The sequence below is a fragment of the Pseudomonas sp. R1-1 genome, from assembly GCF_051132135.1.
In the GTDB taxonomy this organism is placed as follows: domain Bacteria; phylum Pseudomonadota; class Gammaproteobacteria; order Pseudomonadales; family Pseudomonadaceae; genus Aquipseudomonas.
Genome location: NZ_CP071663.1, coordinates 860,235 through 875,960, shown reverse-complemented (window position 1 = coordinate 875,960; position 15,726 = coordinate 860,235). Strand labels below are relative to the sequence as shown.

General features: G+C 61.3%; 14 protein-coding genes. 10 read left to right on the top strand and 4 right to left on the bottom strand.

The annotated features are described in order from the left end of the window. The first annotated feature begins 115 nt into the window (after window positions 1-115). From miaB to lnt, 5 genes are all read left to right on the top strand, one after another. Window positions 116-1,444 (top strand): tRNA (N6-isopentenyl adenosine(37)-C2)-methylthiotransferase MiaB, encoded by a 1,329-nt coding sequence (gene miaB / locus J3P75_RS04085; protein ID WP_434709406.1) that lies wholly within the window; start codon window positions 116-118, stop codon window positions 1,442-1,444. A gap of 215 nt (window positions 1,445-1,659) precedes the next feature. Further along, on the top strand, window positions 1,660-2,658 hold the full coding sequence (locus J3P75_RS04080) for a PhoH family protein (protein WP_093098046.1): 999 nt from the start codon (window positions 1,660-1,662) through the stop codon (window positions 2,656-2,658). Further along, window positions 2,651-3,145 (top strand): rRNA maturation RNase YbeY, encoded by a 495-nt coding sequence (gene ybeY, locus J3P75_RS04075; protein ID WP_434709405.1) that lies wholly within the window; start codon window positions 2,651-2,653, stop codon window positions 3,143-3,145. Before J3P75_RS04080 ends, ybeY begins: the two co-directional genes overlap by 8 nt. Before the next feature lie 5 nt (window positions 3,146-3,150). Next, complete coding sequence (locus tag J3P75_RS04070) at window positions 3,151-3,990, top strand: HlyC/CorC family transporter (RefSeq protein WP_007909641.1); 840 nt, start codon at window positions 3,151-3,153, stop codon at window positions 3,988-3,990. A gap of 280 nt (window positions 3,991-4,270) precedes the next feature. After that, entirely contained in the window at window positions 4,271-5,794 is a 1,524-nt protein-coding gene (gene lnt, locus J3P75_RS04065) for an apolipoprotein N-acyltransferase (protein WP_434711204.1), read from the top strand. Window positions 5,795-5,883: 89 nt separating this feature from the next. Here lnt and J3P75_RS04060 read toward each other — a convergent pair whose 3' ends face one another. Together J3P75_RS04060 and J3P75_RS04055 are read right to left on the bottom strand one after the other, a co-directional pair. Then, window positions 5,884-6,663, bottom strand: a complete 780-nt coding sequence (locus tag J3P75_RS04060) for a YdcF family protein (protein WP_434709404.1) — start codon at window positions 6,661-6,663, stop codon at window positions 5,884-5,886. Window positions 6,664-6,767: 104 nt separating this feature from the next. Next, entirely contained in the window at window positions 6,768-7,091 is a 324-nt protein-coding gene (locus tag J3P75_RS04055; protein WP_434709403.1) for a hypothetical protein, read from the bottom strand. Between the two features lie 255 nt (window positions 7,092-7,346). Between J3P75_RS04055 and leuS the strand changes: the two genes are divergently transcribed. The 5 genes from leuS (at window position 7,347) to J3P75_RS04030 (ending at window position 13,453) form a co-directional block, all read left to right on the top strand. After that, window positions 7,347-9,953, top strand: coding sequence for a leucine--tRNA ligase (gene leuS, locus J3P75_RS04050; RefSeq protein WP_434709401.1), 2,607 nt, complete (start codon window positions 7,347-7,349; stop codon window positions 9,951-9,953). An 87-nt stretch (window positions 9,954-10,040) separates the two neighbouring features. After that, entirely contained in the window at window positions 10,041-10,646 is a 606-nt protein-coding gene (gene lptE / locus J3P75_RS04045) for an LPS assembly lipoprotein LptE (protein ID WP_434709400.1), read from the top strand. 39 nt (window positions 10,647-10,685) lie between these two features. Beyond that, a complete protein-coding gene (gene holA, locus J3P75_RS04040) occupies window positions 10,686-11,723 on the top strand; it encodes a DNA polymerase III subunit delta (RefSeq protein ID WP_434709399.1) in 1,038 nt (345 codons plus the stop codon). A gap of 181 nt (window positions 11,724-11,904) precedes the next feature. After that, window positions 11,905-12,069, top strand: a complete 165-nt coding sequence (arfA, locus tag J3P75_RS04035; RefSeq protein ID WP_090286599.1) for an alternative ribosome rescue factor ArfA — start codon at window positions 11,905-11,907, stop codon at window positions 12,067-12,069. A 61-nt stretch (window positions 12,070-12,130) separates the two neighbouring features. Further along, complete coding sequence (locus tag J3P75_RS04030; RefSeq protein WP_434709398.1) at window positions 12,131-13,453, top strand: lytic murein transglycosylase; 1,323 nt, start codon at window positions 12,131-12,133, stop codon at window positions 13,451-13,453. A gap of 132 nt (window positions 13,454-13,585) precedes the next feature. Here J3P75_RS04030 and J3P75_RS04025 read toward each other — a convergent pair whose 3' ends face one another. Together J3P75_RS04025 and lipA are read right to left on the bottom strand one after the other, a co-directional pair. Continuing rightward, on the bottom strand, window positions 13,586-14,536 hold the full coding sequence (locus J3P75_RS04025) for a S66 peptidase family protein (protein ID WP_434709397.1): 951 nt from the start codon (window positions 14,534-14,536) through the stop codon (window positions 13,586-13,588). Window positions 14,537-14,703: 167 nt separating this feature from the next. Further along, the gene (lipA, locus tag J3P75_RS04020; protein ID WP_160768663.1) at window positions 14,704-15,702 is read right to left on the bottom strand and encodes a lipoyl synthase; all 999 of its coding nucleotides are present in this window, start codon (window positions 15,700-15,702) and stop codon (window positions 14,704-14,706) included. Window positions 15,703-15,726: the final 24 nt, after the last annotated feature.

The following is a 15,726-nucleotide window of genomic DNA, read 5'->3' as shown; positions in this document are numbered from 1 at the left end:
GGGGTAAAAATGGGGGCGCGAACTATAGCATAGCCACCGGACGCACAGCGGTAGGAACCTGACGGCTTGTTCCCTATAATGCGCGGTTCTTCGAATCACGTGACGACACTATTCCATGGCCAAGAAGCTTTACATCGAAACCCACGGTTGCCAGATGAACGAGTACGACAGCTCGCGCATGGTCGATCTGCTGGGCGAACATCAGGCCCTGGAAGTCACCGCTCGCGCGGAAGACGCCGACGTGATTCTGCTCAACACCTGCTCGATCCGCGAGCGCGCCCAGGATCGGGTGTACTCGCAGCTCGGGCGCTGGCGCGAACTGAAACTGGCCAACCCGGACATGGTCATTGCGGTCGGCGGTTGCGTCGCCAGCCAGGAAGGCGCGGCGATCCGTGATCGCGCACCGTACGTCGACGTGGTTTTCGGCCCGCAGACCCTGCACCGCCTGCCGGAAATGATCGACGCCGCGCGCAGCAGCAAGCTGCCACAGGTCGATGTGTCGTTCCCGGAAATCGAAAAATTCGACCACTTGCCCGAGCCGCGCATCGATGGCCCGAGCGCTTACGTGTCGGTGATGGAAGGTTGCAGCAAGTACTGCACGTTCTGCGTGGTGCCTTACACCCGCGGCGAAGAAGTCAGCCGACCGTTCGACGACGTGATCGCCGAGATCATTCACCTGGCCGAACACGGCGTGCGTGAAGTGACCCTGCTGGGGCAGAACGTCAACGGCTACCGCGGCGCCACCCATGATGGGCGCATGGCTGATCTGGCCGAGCTGATTCGTGTGGTCGCGGCCGTCGATGGCATCGACCGCATCCGCTACACCACGTCGCACCCGCTGGAGTTTTCCGACAGCCTGATCCAGGCCCACGCCGAGGTGCCGGAGCTGGTCAAACACCTGCACTTGCCGGTGCAGTCGGGTTCCGACCGGATTCTCGCGGCGATGAAGCGCAACCACACCGCGCTCGAATACAAATCCAAACTGCGCAAACTGCGCGCGGCGGTGCCGGGGATCTGCATCAGCTCGGACTTTATCGTGGGTTTCCCCGGCGAGACCGAGAAAGATTTCGAGCAGACCATGAAGCTGATCGCCGATGTCGGCTTCGACTTTTCCTACTCGTTCGTCTACAGCCAGCGCCCCGGCACCCCGGCGGCAGACCTGGCTGACGACACCCCGGAAGATTTGAAGAAAGAACGTCTGAATGCGCTGCAACATCGCCTGAACCAGCAAGGGTTCGAAATCAGCCGACAAATGGTCGGTTCGATCCAGCGCATTCTGGTGACCGATTATTCAAAGAAAGACCCCGGCGAACTGCAGGGGCGCACCGAGAATAACCGTATCGTCAACTTCCGCTGCGACAATCCAACCCTGATCGGCCAGTTCGCCGACGTGCACATCGACGCGGCGCAACCGCACTCGTTGCGCGGCTCTTTGGTTCAGTAACACCGCATCTCCCCTGTGGGAGCGAGCCTGCTCGCGAAAACGATGTATCAGCAAACTAGAGAGTGGCTGATACGACGCCTTCGCCAGCAGGCTGGCTCCCACAGGTACAGCGCAGCGGCGCTTATCGGCTGAGCTGATTTAAGAGCTTTCGCCCCCACGCCTCTGGCGTTATCCTTGATTTCACCTCAATTGCCCCAGGGCGGCTAAATACGACCTTGAACGCACCCATCGAACCACATCGTTTCATTCTCGAGCCCTTTGAGGCTCGCCGCTTCGCCAATCTGTGCGGGCAATTCGACGAGCATCTGCGCTTGATCGAACAGCGCCTGGCCATCGAGATCCGCAACCGCGGCAATCAATTCGAACTGATCGGCGACCCCAAGCTCACCACGTCTGCGGAAAACCTGCTGCGCCGTCTGTACCGGGAAACCAAGGCGACCGAGTTGTCGCCGGACATGGTCCACCTGTTCCTGCAGGAATCGGCTGTCGAGCAACTGGACAACCACGCGCCCGCCGAACCGTCCGTCGCCCTGCGCACGAAAAAAGGCATGATTCGCCCACGCGGCTTGAATCAGCAGCGCTACGTGAAGGAAATCCTCGGCAACGACATCAACTTCGGTATCGGCCCGGCCGGTACCGGCAAGACCTATCTGGCCGTGGCCTGCGCCGTCGATGCGCTGGAGCGTGAGCAGATCCGGCGCATTTTGCTGGTGCGTCCGGCGGTTGAAGCGGGTGAAAAACTCGGCTTCCTGCCCGGCGACCTGTCGCAGAAGATCGACCCGTACCTGCGCCCGCTCTATGACGCGCTGTACGAAATGCTCGGTTTCGAATACGTGGCCAAGCTGATCGAACGTCAGGTGATCGAAGTGGCACCGCTGGCTTACATGCGCGGTCGCACACTGAACAACAGCTTCATCATTCTCGACGAAAGCCAGAACACCACCGTCGAACAGATGAAGATGTTCCTGACGCGCATCGGTTTCGGGTCCACCGCAGTGATCACCGGTGACATCACCCAGGTCGACCTGCCGCGCGGCACCAAGTCCGGCCTGCATCATGTGATCGAAGTGCTCAAAGACGTGCCGGGCATCAGTTTCACGCACTTCCAGCCCAAAGACGTGGTGCGCCATCCTTTGGTGCAGCGGATCGTCGAAGCCTATGAGCGCTTCGAAAGCCGCGCCGATGCACCCAAGGAAGCCGCGCGCGATGCTTGAGCTCGATCTGCAAATCGCTACCGAAGCGTCGGCGCCGAGTGAAGCCCATTTCCGCCGATGGTGCGAACTGGCCCTGCGCCAGCGCACCGCCGACTCGGAAATGACCATTCGTCTGGTCGACGAGGACGAAGGTCGCGAGCTCAACCACACCTGGCGGCACAAGGACTACGCAACCAACGTCCTGTCGTTCCCCGCCGATGTCCCCGACGAGCTGCTGGATATCCCGCTGCTCGGCGATCTGGTGATCTGCGTCGCCGTGGTTGAACGCGAAGCCGCCGAACAGGGCAAGGAACTTAACGCCCACTGGGCACATCTGGTCATTCACGGCTGCTTGCATCTGCTCGGTTACGACCATATAGAAGATGACGAAGCCGAAGAAATGGAAGCACTGGAACGCGAGTTGCTTGCTGAACTCGGCTTTGCCGATCCGTACGCGGACGACGAAACCGAACCATCCCCTACTGTTACAACAAAGGATTCAGAGTAATCGCTATGAGCGAAGATCGATCGAGCAACGGGCAGAAGTCATGGCTGGGTAAGCTCACCCAGGCTTTTGCCCACGAGCCGAAGAACCGTCAGGAGCTCCTCGAGCTGCTGCGTGATGCACATCAGAATAAACTGCTGGACAGCGAAGCGCTGGCCATCGTCGAAGGCGCCATTCAGGTGGCTGACCTGCAAGTACGCGACATCATGGTCCCGCGCTCGCAGATGATCAGCATCAAGGCGACCCAGACACCTCGCGAATTTCTCCCTGCCGTGGTCGACTCGGCCCACTCGCGCTATCCGGTCATTGGCGAAAGCCATGACGACGTGATGGGCGTGCTGCTGGCCAAGGATCTGCTGCCGCTGATCCTCAAGGAAAACGGCGACAGCTTCAACATCAAGGACCTGCTGCGCCCGGCCACCTTCGTGCCGGAGTCCAAGCGTCTGAACGTGTTGCTGCGTGAATTCCGCGCCAACCACAATCACATGGCCATCGTCATCGACGAATACGGCGGTGTGGCCGGTCTGGTGACGATCGAAGACGTGCTGGAACAGATCGTCGGCGACATCGAAGACGAGCACGACGTCGAAGAAGACAGCTACATCAAGCCGCTGCCCAGCGGCGACTTCCTGATCAAGGCGCTGACGCCGATCGAGAACTTCAATGAGTTCTTCGACAGCGAGTTCTCCGATGACGAGTTCGACACGGTCGGCGGTCTGGTGATGAGCGCGTTCGGCCACTTGCCAAAACGCAACGAAATCACTGAAATCGGCGCCTATCGTTTCCGCATCCTGAATGCCGACAGCCGTCGGATTCATTTGCTGCGTCTGACCCCTATCGCCCGGTAAGAAAATCTAAGGATTGGGGTATGTCATCAGCTATTTCCTGCATCGCGTTGCGCCTGAAAGCGGGCCAGGCAAGACGCAGTCCGTAGGGAATGGCATTCCCTTTCCAAGGACTGCAACGCAGCATGGCCCGCTTTCAGGCACAACCCGAAGGGCCGGGCCTGCTGTTACGTAGGGCTGCGTTACTCGTCGCTCATTTGAAAAACCAAACCACACTCCTCGTGCCTTGCCCTACGTAACAGCAGGCCCGGCGCGATACAGGAAATAGCTGATGACATACCCCCTGCGCTGGACTACCCGCCCCGGCTGGCCCGGTAACCTGCTGGCCGTGGCGGCCGGTGCAATCACCACCTTCGCGCTTGCGCCGTTCAACATCTGGCCGCTGGCTTTGCTGGCGGTCGGCTTGTTTTATGCCGGGTTGCGCGAGCTGAGCCCACGTCAGGCGCTGGGTCGCGGCTGGTGCTTCGGCTTCGGTCTGTTCGGTGCCGGCACCAGCTGGATCTATTACAGCATTCACCATTTTGGCGGCGCTTCAGTGTTGCTCGCCGGATTCCTCATGCTGCTGTTCACTGCAGCGATCGCCTGGTTTTTCGCCCTGCCCGCCTGGTTGTGGGCGCGCTGGTTGCGCCGCAATGAAGCACCGGTGGCCGATGCTCTGGCGTTCGCCGCGCTGTGGGTCGGGCAAGAAGCATTTCGTGGCTGGTTCCTCACCGGTTTCCCGTGGTTGTATTCCGGTTACAGCCAGCTCGACGGGCCCCTGGCCGGGCTCGCACCGGTCGGCGGCATGTGGCTGGTGTCGTTCGTTCTGGCGCTGACCGCCGCGCTGATCTACAACGCGCGGCGTTTGCTGCAAACTCGTCGCAAAGCTTTTATGGCTGCTGGATTGTTGTTGCTGGTCGGGCCATGGGCGGCCGGGATCGCGCTCAAGGGTCATGCCTGGACCAGTCCGTCGGGCGCGCCGCTGAGCGTCGCGGCGATTCAGGGCAACGTCGCGCAGAGCATGAAATGGGACCCGGCCGAACTCAATGCGCAACTGGCGCTGTACCGGGACTTGAGCTTTCGCTCGAAACCGGTCGATCTGTTGATCTGGCCGGAAACTGCGGTGCCGGTGCTCAAGGAATCTGCCGAGGGTTACCTGAACATGATGGGTAACTTTGCCGCCGAGCGTAAGTCAGCACTGATTACCGGCGTGCCGATCCGCCAGATCGTGCACAAGGAAAGACGTTTCTTCAACGGCATCACCGTGGTCGGCGAAGGCGATGGCACTTACCTGAAGCAGAAACTGGTGCCGTTCGGCGAATACGTACCGTTGCAGGACATCCTGCGCGGGCTGATCGCATTCTTCGACCTGCCGATGTCCGACTTCGCCCGTGGCCCGTCCGATCAGGCACTGTTGCAAGCCAAGGGTTACCAGATCGCGCCATTCATTTGTTACGAAGTGGTATACCCGGAGTTTGCTGCCGGGCTGTCGGCGCGCAGCGATCTGCTGCTGACGATCAGCAACGACACCTGGTTCGGCACTTCGATCGGCCCGCTGCAACATTTGCAGATGGCGCAGATGCGCGCACTTGAGGCGGGGCGCTGGATGATTCGCGCCACCAACAACGGCGTGACCGGCCTGATCAACCCGTTCGGCCAGATCACCGCGCAGATCCCGCAGTTCGAACAGGGTGTGCTGTACGGTGATGTGGTGCCGATGCACGACCTGACGCCGTATCTGCAATGGCGTTCATGGCCGCTGATTGTGCTGTGCCTGCTGTTGTTCGGCTGGGCGCTGATGGCCAACCGGATGTCGAAAACCCTTTAAAGCTTCGCGAGCAGGCTCGCTCCCACACTGGAACGCATTCCAAATGTGGGAGCGAGCCTGCTCGCGAAGAGGACATCAGCAGCAGCCGATCAATCGGGACTGCCATCACCTCGGTAAAACACCGAATACCCCACCTGCCCCACCGCCTCGTTCAGCAACTGCCCGCTCTGCCAGATCGATTTGAATTCCGGCAACCAGCCGCCAAACGGTCGGGCGTTATCCGTGCCCAGAAAGCCGACCGGCGCCGGCACCACGTCGAATCCAGCCTGCTTGAAGCTCCACACCGCCCGCGGCATGTGCCAGGCCTGCGTGACCACAACCACGCGCTTGATGCCCTGCGGCAACAGAATGTCGGCGCTGAATCTGGCGTTTTCCCACGTGGTGCGGCTTTCACCTTCCTGCCAACGCACCGTCACCGCGAAATCATCGCGCAGCGAATCCGCCATCAACTTCGCCTCGGTCGGCGGCGTACCGTAATGCAAGCCGCCGCTGGTCAGGATCGGCAACCCGGAGGCTTTGGCAAGACGCGCGGCGTAGCGCTGGCGCTCGAGCCCGACACCGGTCGGCTGGTCTTCACCCCACGCCAGATCGCCCCGCTCGCGACCGGAACCGAGTACGACAATCGCATCGGCCCGCTGCGCCAGCGTCGTCCACGCCTCGCGGGCCAGCGGCGGCTCGCGTTCCAGTGCCTTGGCGCCCCATTGCACGACCACCGGCAGGCTCATCAGCCACAGGCCGCCAAGGCCGAGCGCGAAACACACGCCAGCGAGCCGCGGCCGCGAACGGCGCAGCCACCAGGCGGCCAGCAACAGCAGCAAGAGAATGCCGGGCGGCAACAGTAATTGTTTGATCAGATAACGAAATGGCATCGGGCATCTCCACAGACGCCCGAAGCCTAAGAGTGTTGCTGATGCGTTACAACCAATAGGCCGGATCCTGATGAAAAAGATCCGTTTCCTGACCTGCCATGCGTTTACCTGGCCCGCGACGAGCGAACCTTGACGGTGTCTTTGCCGGGTGCCCGGTCCTTGAGCCAGATGACCTTGGCCGAATGTGCTGTATCGAGCTGCTTGACTGCCTGAGACAGGCAACCCTGCATTTCCCGCTCGCTGCGATCCAGATAAGCCTTGACCAGTTTGAACTCGGCGGGACTCAAGCCACGCAATTCCAGTTCCAGGGGGCGCTCATCGCGCAGCCGGTCAGCGGTTTTTACAGCGTCCAGGGCCATGCCCAGACGATCGATCAACCTTTCGTACAACTCGGGTTTCGTCACGTTTTTCTGCCTTTGCTCCACCATCCCTCACCTCATTGAAGATAAGACTCACTCCCCACCTAGAGCTTAGCTTCACTGCGCAAACCGGCTGCACGCCGCGACAAACGGCCCTCGCCCCGAACCGGCCGGGCCAAACTGCTGAATCAGGGTTTCCCTAGGCCAAGCGCGGTCATGTATGCTACGGCGCTTCCTGTCATTCCACTTCCAGCACATTCGGGCCACCCCGCCTGTCGCCGTCGAAGAGGATTAGGCCACCCCTATCCAGTACAAAAAGTAGCCATGCACGAACAATATCAACCCCGTGAGATCGAAGCCGCCGCCCAGTCGTTCTGGGACGAGCAAAAGTCCTTTGAAGTCAGTGAACAGCCAGGCAAGGAAACCTACTACTGCCTGTCGATGTTCCCTTACCCCAGCGGCAAGCTACACATGGGGCACGTGCGCAACTACACGATCGGCGACGTGATTTCCCGCTACCAGCGCATGCTCGGCAAGAACGTCCTGCAACCGATGGGCTGGGACGCATTCGGCATGCCGGCAGAAAACGCCGCGATGAAGAACAACGTCGCACCGGCCAAGTGGACCTACGAAAACATCGCCTACATGAAAACCCAACTGCGCAGCCTGGGTCTGGCGGTCGACTGGTCGCGCGAAGTCACCACCTGCAAGCCTGACTACTATCGCTGGGAACAATGGCTGTTCACGCGCCTGTTCGAAAAAGGCGTGATCTACCGCAAGAACGGCACCGTCAACTGGGACCCGATCGACCAGACTGTTCTCGCCAACGAGCAGGTGATCGACGGTCGCGGCTGGCGTTCCGGCGCGCTGATCGAAAAGCGCGAGATCCCGATGTACTACTTCAAGATCACCGCCTACGCCGATGAGCTGCTTGAAAGCCTCGACGAACTGGATGGCTGGCCGGAACAGGTCAAGACCATGCAGCGCAACTGGATCGGCAAGTCGCGCGGGATGGAAGTGCAGTTCCCGTACAACGTCGCTTCGATCGGCGAAGCCGGCACCCTGAAAGTCTTCACCACCCGTCCGGACACCCTGATGGGCGCGACCTACGTCGCGGTGGCGGCCGAGCATCCGCTGGCCACTCTGGCGGCAAAAAACAACCCTGAGCTGCAAGCGTTCATCGCTGAATGCAAGGGCGGCAGCGTCGCCGAAGCCGACGTCGCCACGCAGGAGAAAAAAGGCCTGCCGACCGGCCTGTTCGTCGAGCATCCGCTGACCGGCGAAAAACTCCCGGTGTGGGTCGCCAACTATGTGCTGATGCACTACGGCGACGGCGCGGTCATGGCGGTACCGGCGCACGACGAGCGCGATTTCGAATTTGCCCACAAGTACAACCTGCCGGTGAAGTCGGTAGTGCGTACCAGTTCCGGCGAAAGCAACCCGGCCCCGTGGCAAGACGCCTACGGCGAGCACGGCACGCTGATCAACTCCGGTGAATTCGACGGCCTCGATTTCGCCGGCGCGTTCGACGCCATGGAAGTCGCCCTGATCAAGAAACAACTGGGCGCCTCGCGCACCCAGTTCCGCCTGCGCGACTGGGGCATCAGCCGCCAGCGCTACTGGGGCTGCCCGATCCCGATCATCCACTGCGATACCTGCGGCGACGTGCCGGTGCCGGAAGATCAACTGCCGGTGGTCCTGCCGGAAGACGTGGTGCCGGACGGCGCCGGCTCGCCGCTGGCGCGCATGCCCGAGTTCTACGAGTGCAGCTGCCCTAAATGCGGCCAGCCTGCCAAACGTGAAACCGACACCATGGACACCTTCGTCGAGTCGTCGTGGTACTACGCCCGCTACGCCTCACCACACTTCACCGGTGGGCTGGTGGAAAAATCCGCGGCCGATCACTGGCTGCCGGTCGATCAGTACATCGGCGGCATCGAACACGCGATTCTGCACCTGCTCTATGCGCGCTTCTTCCACAAGTTGATGCGTGACGAAGGGCTGGTGAGCTCCAACGAGCCGTTCAAGAACCTGCTGACCCAGGGCATGGTGATCGCCGAAACCTACTACCGTCGCGAAGCCAACGGTGCCTACACCTGGTTCAACCCGGCGGACGTGGAACTGGAGCGCGACAGCAAAGCCAAGGTCATCAGTGCCAAACTGAAATCCGACGGCCTGCCGGTGGAAATCGGTGGCACCGAGAAAATGGCCAAGTCGAAGAACAACGGCGTTGACCCACAATCGATGATCGACCAGTTCGGCGCCGACACCTGCCGCCTGTTCATGATGTTCGCCTCGCCGCCTGACATGAGTGCGGAATGGTCGGACTCCGGCGTGGAAGGCTCGCACCGCTTCCTCAAGCGCGTCTGGCGCCTGGCGCAGGCTCATGTCACGCAGGGCCTGCCGGGTAAACTGGACATCGCCAGCCTGAACGACGAGCAGAAAGCCGTGCGCCGCGCGATTCACCTGGCGATCAAGCAGGCCAGCCATGACGTCGGCCAGAACCACAAATTCAACACCGCCATCGCTCAGGTAATGACGCTGATGAACGTGCTGGAAAAAGCCGCACAAGCCACCGAACAGGATCGCGCACTGATCCACGAAGGCCTCGAAGCCGTCACGTTGCTGCTGGCACCGATCACTCCGCACATCAGCCACGAGCTGTGGAATCAACTCGGTCACGCGGGTGCGGTGATCGACGCGGGCTGGCCGGCAGTGGATGAATCCGCGCTGGTGCAGGACAGCCTGACCCTGGTGATTCAGGTCAACGGCAAACTGCGCGGGCAGATTGAAATGCCGGCCAGCGCGACCCGCGAAGAAGTCGAAGCGGCCGCGCGTGCCAACGAAAACGTGCTGCGCTTTGTCGATGGCCTGACGATTCGCAAAGTGATCGTGGTGCCGGGCAAACTGGTCAATATCGTCGCCAGCTAATTGGATCAAGCGTCAGGTTCGCCTGACGCCGGATAAAACCTTTCGGGCCGCACGGTCGGCCCACCTGGTTTCAAGGGGAGCAACACAATGATCAAACGCAATCTGCTGGTGATGGGCCTCGCCGTTCTGTTGAGCGCCTGTGGCTTCCAGCTGCGCGGTACCGGCACCAACGAACTGTCGATCAGGGAACTCGATCTGAGCGCCCGCAACAGCTACGGCGAAACCGTGACGCAACTGCGTCAGGTGCTCGAGTCGAGCGGCGTCAAGGTCTACAGCGGCGCGCCGTACAAGCTGTTCCTGGCTGACGAGCAGGAAAGCCAGCGCATTCTCAGCTATGCCGGCGCAGGCCGGACCGGTGAATATCAGGTCAGTACGATCCTCAGCTACGAAATCCGTGGCGAGAAAAACCTGCAATTGCTGAGCGACAAGCTGGAAGTACAAAAGGTGTTCATTCACGACGGCAACAACCTCGTCGGTTCCGATCAGGAAGCCAACGACGCCCGTCGCGAAACCCGCCGCGAGCTCGTGCAACGCATGATGCTGCGCCTGCAGCAATTGACGCCGGGCCAGTTGCAGCAACTGCAGCAAGCCGCCAACGACCGCGCCAAGGCTGAAGCCGATGCGCTGGAAGCGGCACAAAAGGCTGAAGCGGAAACCCCGCGTCAGTCGCCGCTCGAAATACCGCAGCAATAAGCTGTTCGGGGCGCTCAGGCGCCCCGATCGACTTTTCTTATGAAGCTCGCTCCCGCTCAACTCGGCAAACACCTGCAAGGCGCACTCGCGCCTGTCTATATCATCAGCGGCGATGACCCGCTGCTGTGCCAGGAAGCCGCCGACGCCATCCGCAGTGCTGCGCGCCAGCAAGGTTTCGACGAACGCCAGGTGTTCGCCGCCGACGCCAATTTCGATTGGGGCACGTTGCTGCTGGCCGGCGCGAGCATGTCGCTGTTTGCCGAAAAACGCCTGCTGGAACTGCGCCTGCCGTCGGGCAAGCCCGGCGACAAGGGCGCTGCTGCGTTCATCGAATATTGCTCACGCCCGGCTGAAGATACCGTGCTGCTGATCAGCCTGCCCAAGCTTGACGGCAGCGCGCAGAAGACCAAGTGGGGCAAGGCCCTGGTTGAGGGCCAGCAGACCCAGTTCATCCAGATCTGGCCGGTGGACGCCAATCAGTTGCCGAGCTGGATTCGCCAGCGTCTGTCCCAGGCCGGCTTGTCGACCAGTCAGGACGCTGTCGAACTGATCGCCGCGCGCGTGGAGGGCAACCTGCTCGCCGCCGCGCAGGAAATCGAAAAGCTCAAGCTGATGGCCGAAGGTGGTCAGATTACCGTCGAAACCGTACAGGCCGCCGTGGCGGACAGTGCCCGCTTTGACGTATTTGGCCTGACCGACGCGGTGCTCAACGGTGAGCCGGCCCATGCGCTGCGCATGCTTGAAGGCTTGCGTGGCGAAGGGGTCGAACCGCCGGTGATTCTCTGGGCGCTGGCCCGTGAGTTGCGGCTGTTGGCCAACATCGCCTTGCAATACAGCCAGGGCACGCCGCTAGACAAATGCTTCAGCCAGTCGAAACCACCGGTCTGGGACAAGCGCAAGCCGTTGGTCAGCAAAGCCCTGCAACGCTACTCGGCGCAACGCTGGGCGCAATTGCTGCTCGAAGCCCAGCGTATCGATGCGCAGATCAAGGGCCAGGCTGCGGGTTCGCCGTGGATGAGCTTGAGTCGACTGGCGTTGTTGATGGCCGGACAGCGGCTGACACTCCCCGCCGAGTAAGGCTTTCAATTGCATGGTCCCATTCGCGAGCAGGCTCGCTCCCACAGGTGATCGCTGTCCACTGTGGGAGCGAGCCTGCTCGCGAAAGCGCCTTCACATTTGCATACAAGCGGTACTGGACAGACACACAACATCGGCAGATTATTTCCCCCGCAAAACCCACTCACTCGAGAGATTCCTCATGAGCAAAAAGCCAGCGAAACATGGCCCCAACAAGGCCAAATCCATTGTCGCCCAGCCCTTGTTCCGCAGTCGTCAGGAACGACCCTCCAAGGGCAAAGGCAGCTACCGCCGCGAAGCCTTCCAGTCTGACAGCTGGGAGGCTTCTTACTTTCTGGCTGCCTGAAGCGCAGTACCCCTCGGTCATGTTAAGGTCTGCACCTGATTCGTATCCCCTGGAACCGTGCATGCCCTTCAGTCTTTCCAATCGTTGGCCTGTTCGCCAATTGATCGCTGCCTCCAGCTTCATTCTGCTAGTCGCCTGCGCGGAAAAACCCACCGCCGCCGATGCGCAACCCCTGCAAGCCGCACCTGTTGCCACGGCCCCAGCGATCATCCCGCCGGTAGTGCCGTCCGCTGACCCTCTCGATCTGCAACCCACCCAGACTTTTGCCGAATGGCAGGCGGGGTTCCGCAAGGATGCCCTGGCCGCCGGGATTCGCCCTGAGCTGTTCGATCGTGCGTTTGCCGATGTCAGTTTCGACGCCAGCGTGATTCGCGCTGATCGCAGTCAGCCGGAATTTTCCCGCCCGGTGTGGGAATACCTCGATGGCGCGCTGTCGCCGCTGCGCGTGCGCAAAGGCCAGACGCTGGTCAATCAATACGCCGACATCCTGCGCGACATCGAACAACGCTACGGCGTTGATCGCCAGGCGCTGGTGTCGGTGTGGGGCATGGAAAGCAACTTCGGCCAGTTCCAGGGCAGCAAGTCGGTGATCAACTCGCTGGCCACCCTCGCCTACGAAGGCCGCCGCCCGGGCTTTGCCCACGCGCAACTGATTGCCGCGCTGCAAATCCTGCAACAGGGCGATATCACGCCGGAGAAAATGCTTGGCTCCTGGGCCGGCGCCATGGGTCAGACCCAGTTCATTCCGACCACCTACAACACTCACGCCGTGGATTTTGACGGCGACGGCCGCCGCGACATCTGGGGCAGCCCCGCCGATGCGCTGGCCTCGACTGCGCATTATTTGCAGAGTTCGGGCTGGCAGCGTGGCCAACCGTGGGGCTTCGAAGTGCTATTGCCGAGCGCCTTCGATTACACCCTGGCCGACGGTGCGATTCGCAAAAGCGTCGCCGAATGGCGTCAGTTGGGCGTGAGCCTGCCGAACGGTGCGCAAGTGCCGGTCGGCTCTGAGCAACTGTCCGCCGCCTTGCTGCTGCCGGCCGGTTATCGCGGTCCGGCGTTCCTGATCCTCGACAACTTCCGGGCGATCCTCAAGTACAACAACTCGTCGTCGTATGCGTTGGCGGTGAGTCTGCTGTCGGAGCGTTTCAATGGCGGCGGCTTGATCAACGGAACCTGGCCGAAAGACGACCTGCCGCTGAGCCGCACCGAGCGGATGGAATTGCAGACCTTGTTGAGCGCGCGCAACTTCGACGCTGGCACGGCGGACGGGATCATCGGCGCCAACACACGCAAGGCGATTCGCAGCGCGCAGCAGTCACTGGGCTGGCCGGCGGATGGTTATCCGACGCATAAGTTGCTGGAAAGCCTGCGCGCCCAGTAGTGGGCAGGCTGTATGGCTGATGGCGCCATCGCGAGCAGGCTCGCTCCCACATTCGACCGCATTCTCCAGTTGAAACGCGGTCACTGTGGGAGCGAGCCTGCTCGCGAAGACCTACTGTCAGGCGACTAATGTCTAAGCCTTGATCACCACATCCTGCTCCAGCAGCAATTCCTGCTTCCCCGCATCCAGGCGCACCAGCGCGCCCATCGGCAGCGTCAGGTTCGGGTCGCAGTGCCCGCTGCGCCAGCCTGACAAAACCGGAATCCGCAACGGCTCGAAGGTCTGCTTGAGCAAGCGGTTGAGTGCCTGAATATCGACCCCCGCGACATCCCCCACCAACACGCCACGCAATTTCGCCAACTTGCCCGCCAGACGCATCTGCGTCAGCAAGCGGTCGATGCGATACAGCGGCTCGTTGATGTCCTCAATCAGCAGAATCACCCCTTCGACATCGATTTCATAAGGCGTGCCCAACGTTGCGGCGATCATTGCCAGATTGCCGCCCAGCAGGCGCCCATGCGCGATGCCCGGCTCGACGGTGGTCAACGGATAAGCCACTGGGTGGCTGAGCACATTTCCCGCCTTCGACTGCCCGCGCAACATGGCGAAGAACGACGTGACGGTCGGCGGTTCCTTGTCGCCCAGTAAATCAGCATTGAGCAACGGCCCGTGAAAGGTCACGAAGCCGGCATAGCGGCTGATCGCCAGGTGCAACGCAGTGATGTCGCTGTAGCCGACGAAGGGCTTGGCGTGGCGACTGAGCAGGTCGTAGTCGATCCGGTCGAGCAACCGCGGCGTGCCGTAACCGCCGCGCAGGCAGATGATCGCGTCGACTTCGGGATCTGCGAATGCCGCGTGCAGGTCACGCAGGCGCACCTCATCGCTGCCGGCCAGATAACCGTCCTTCTCGTAAACGCCGGGAAACACTTTCAGCCCATAGCCACGGGCGCGCATCCATTGCAGCGCCTTTTCCGTGTCCAGCTTGCCGGGCCCGGCCGGTGCGATGACGCCGATCAGCCCTTCTGACGGCAGCGCAGGCACGGCTCTGTGCGGGCAAAGCGTGTGAGTCGGTCGAATGGTCATCCTTGGATCTCTCAATGAATTCATGCACACACAGTAGTCAGGAACGCGGGCAAACAGAAGAGGGTCGACCCCGCCGCAAGTTGCAGGAAAAGTCAGCATTGGATGTGAGACGGGCAAAAAAATGCCCGCCGGGCTAACCTCGGCGGGCATTTTTCATCCAATGCGGATCAGGAACCCAGCAGCTCGGCCTTGACCAGCTTCGCTTGCTCATCGGCATGGTACGAAGAACGCACCAGCGGGCCCGAGGCGACGTTTTTGAAGCCCATCTTGTAACCTTCCTCGGCGAACCAGGCGAAGGTGTCCGGGTGCACGAAACGCTGCACCGGCAAGTGGCTGCGCGAAGGTTGCAGGTACTGACCGAGGGTCAGCATGTCGATGTCGTGTTCGCGCATGCGCTTCATCACTTCGATGACTTCTTCGTCGGTTTCGCCCAGACCCAGCATCAGACCGGACTTGGTCGGAATGTGCGGCATCATCTGCTTGAAGCGTTGCAGCAGGGTCAGCGACCACTGGTAATCCGAACCCGGACGCGCGGCCTTGTACAGACGCGGCACGGTTTCCAGGTTGTGGTTGAACACATCCGGCGGCTCGGCGGCGGTGATTTCCAGGGCGATGTCCATGCGGCCACGATAGTCCGGGACCAGCGTCTCAAGCTGCACATTCGGCGACAGCTTGCGGATTTCGCGGATGCAGTCGGCGAAGTGCTGGGCACCGCCGTCACGCAGGTCGTCGCGGTCAACCGAGGTGATCACCACGTACTTGAGCTTGAGATCGGCGATGGCGATCGCCAGGCTTTCCGGCTCGTTGACGTCCAGTGGCTTCGGACGACCGTGGCCGACGTCGCAGAACGGGCAGCGACGGGTGCAGATGTCGCCCATGATCATGAACGTGGCAGTGCCGCCGGAGAAGCATTCACCGAGGTTCGGGCAGGAGGCTTCTTCGCAGACGCTGTGCAGCTTGTGCTTGCGCAGCAGGCTCTTGATCCGGTCGACTTCCGGCGACACCGGGATGCGCACACGAATCCAGTCAGGCTTTTTCGGCAGTTCGGTGGTCGGAATGATCTTCACCGGGATGCGTGCAACCTTCTCGGCGCCGCGCAGCTTGACGCCGGCTTCGACCTTGGGACGCGGGGCCGGGCGCTCGGTCACGTCGAGCGTCGGGATCATGGTTTGCACTGCATCAGTAGTCAT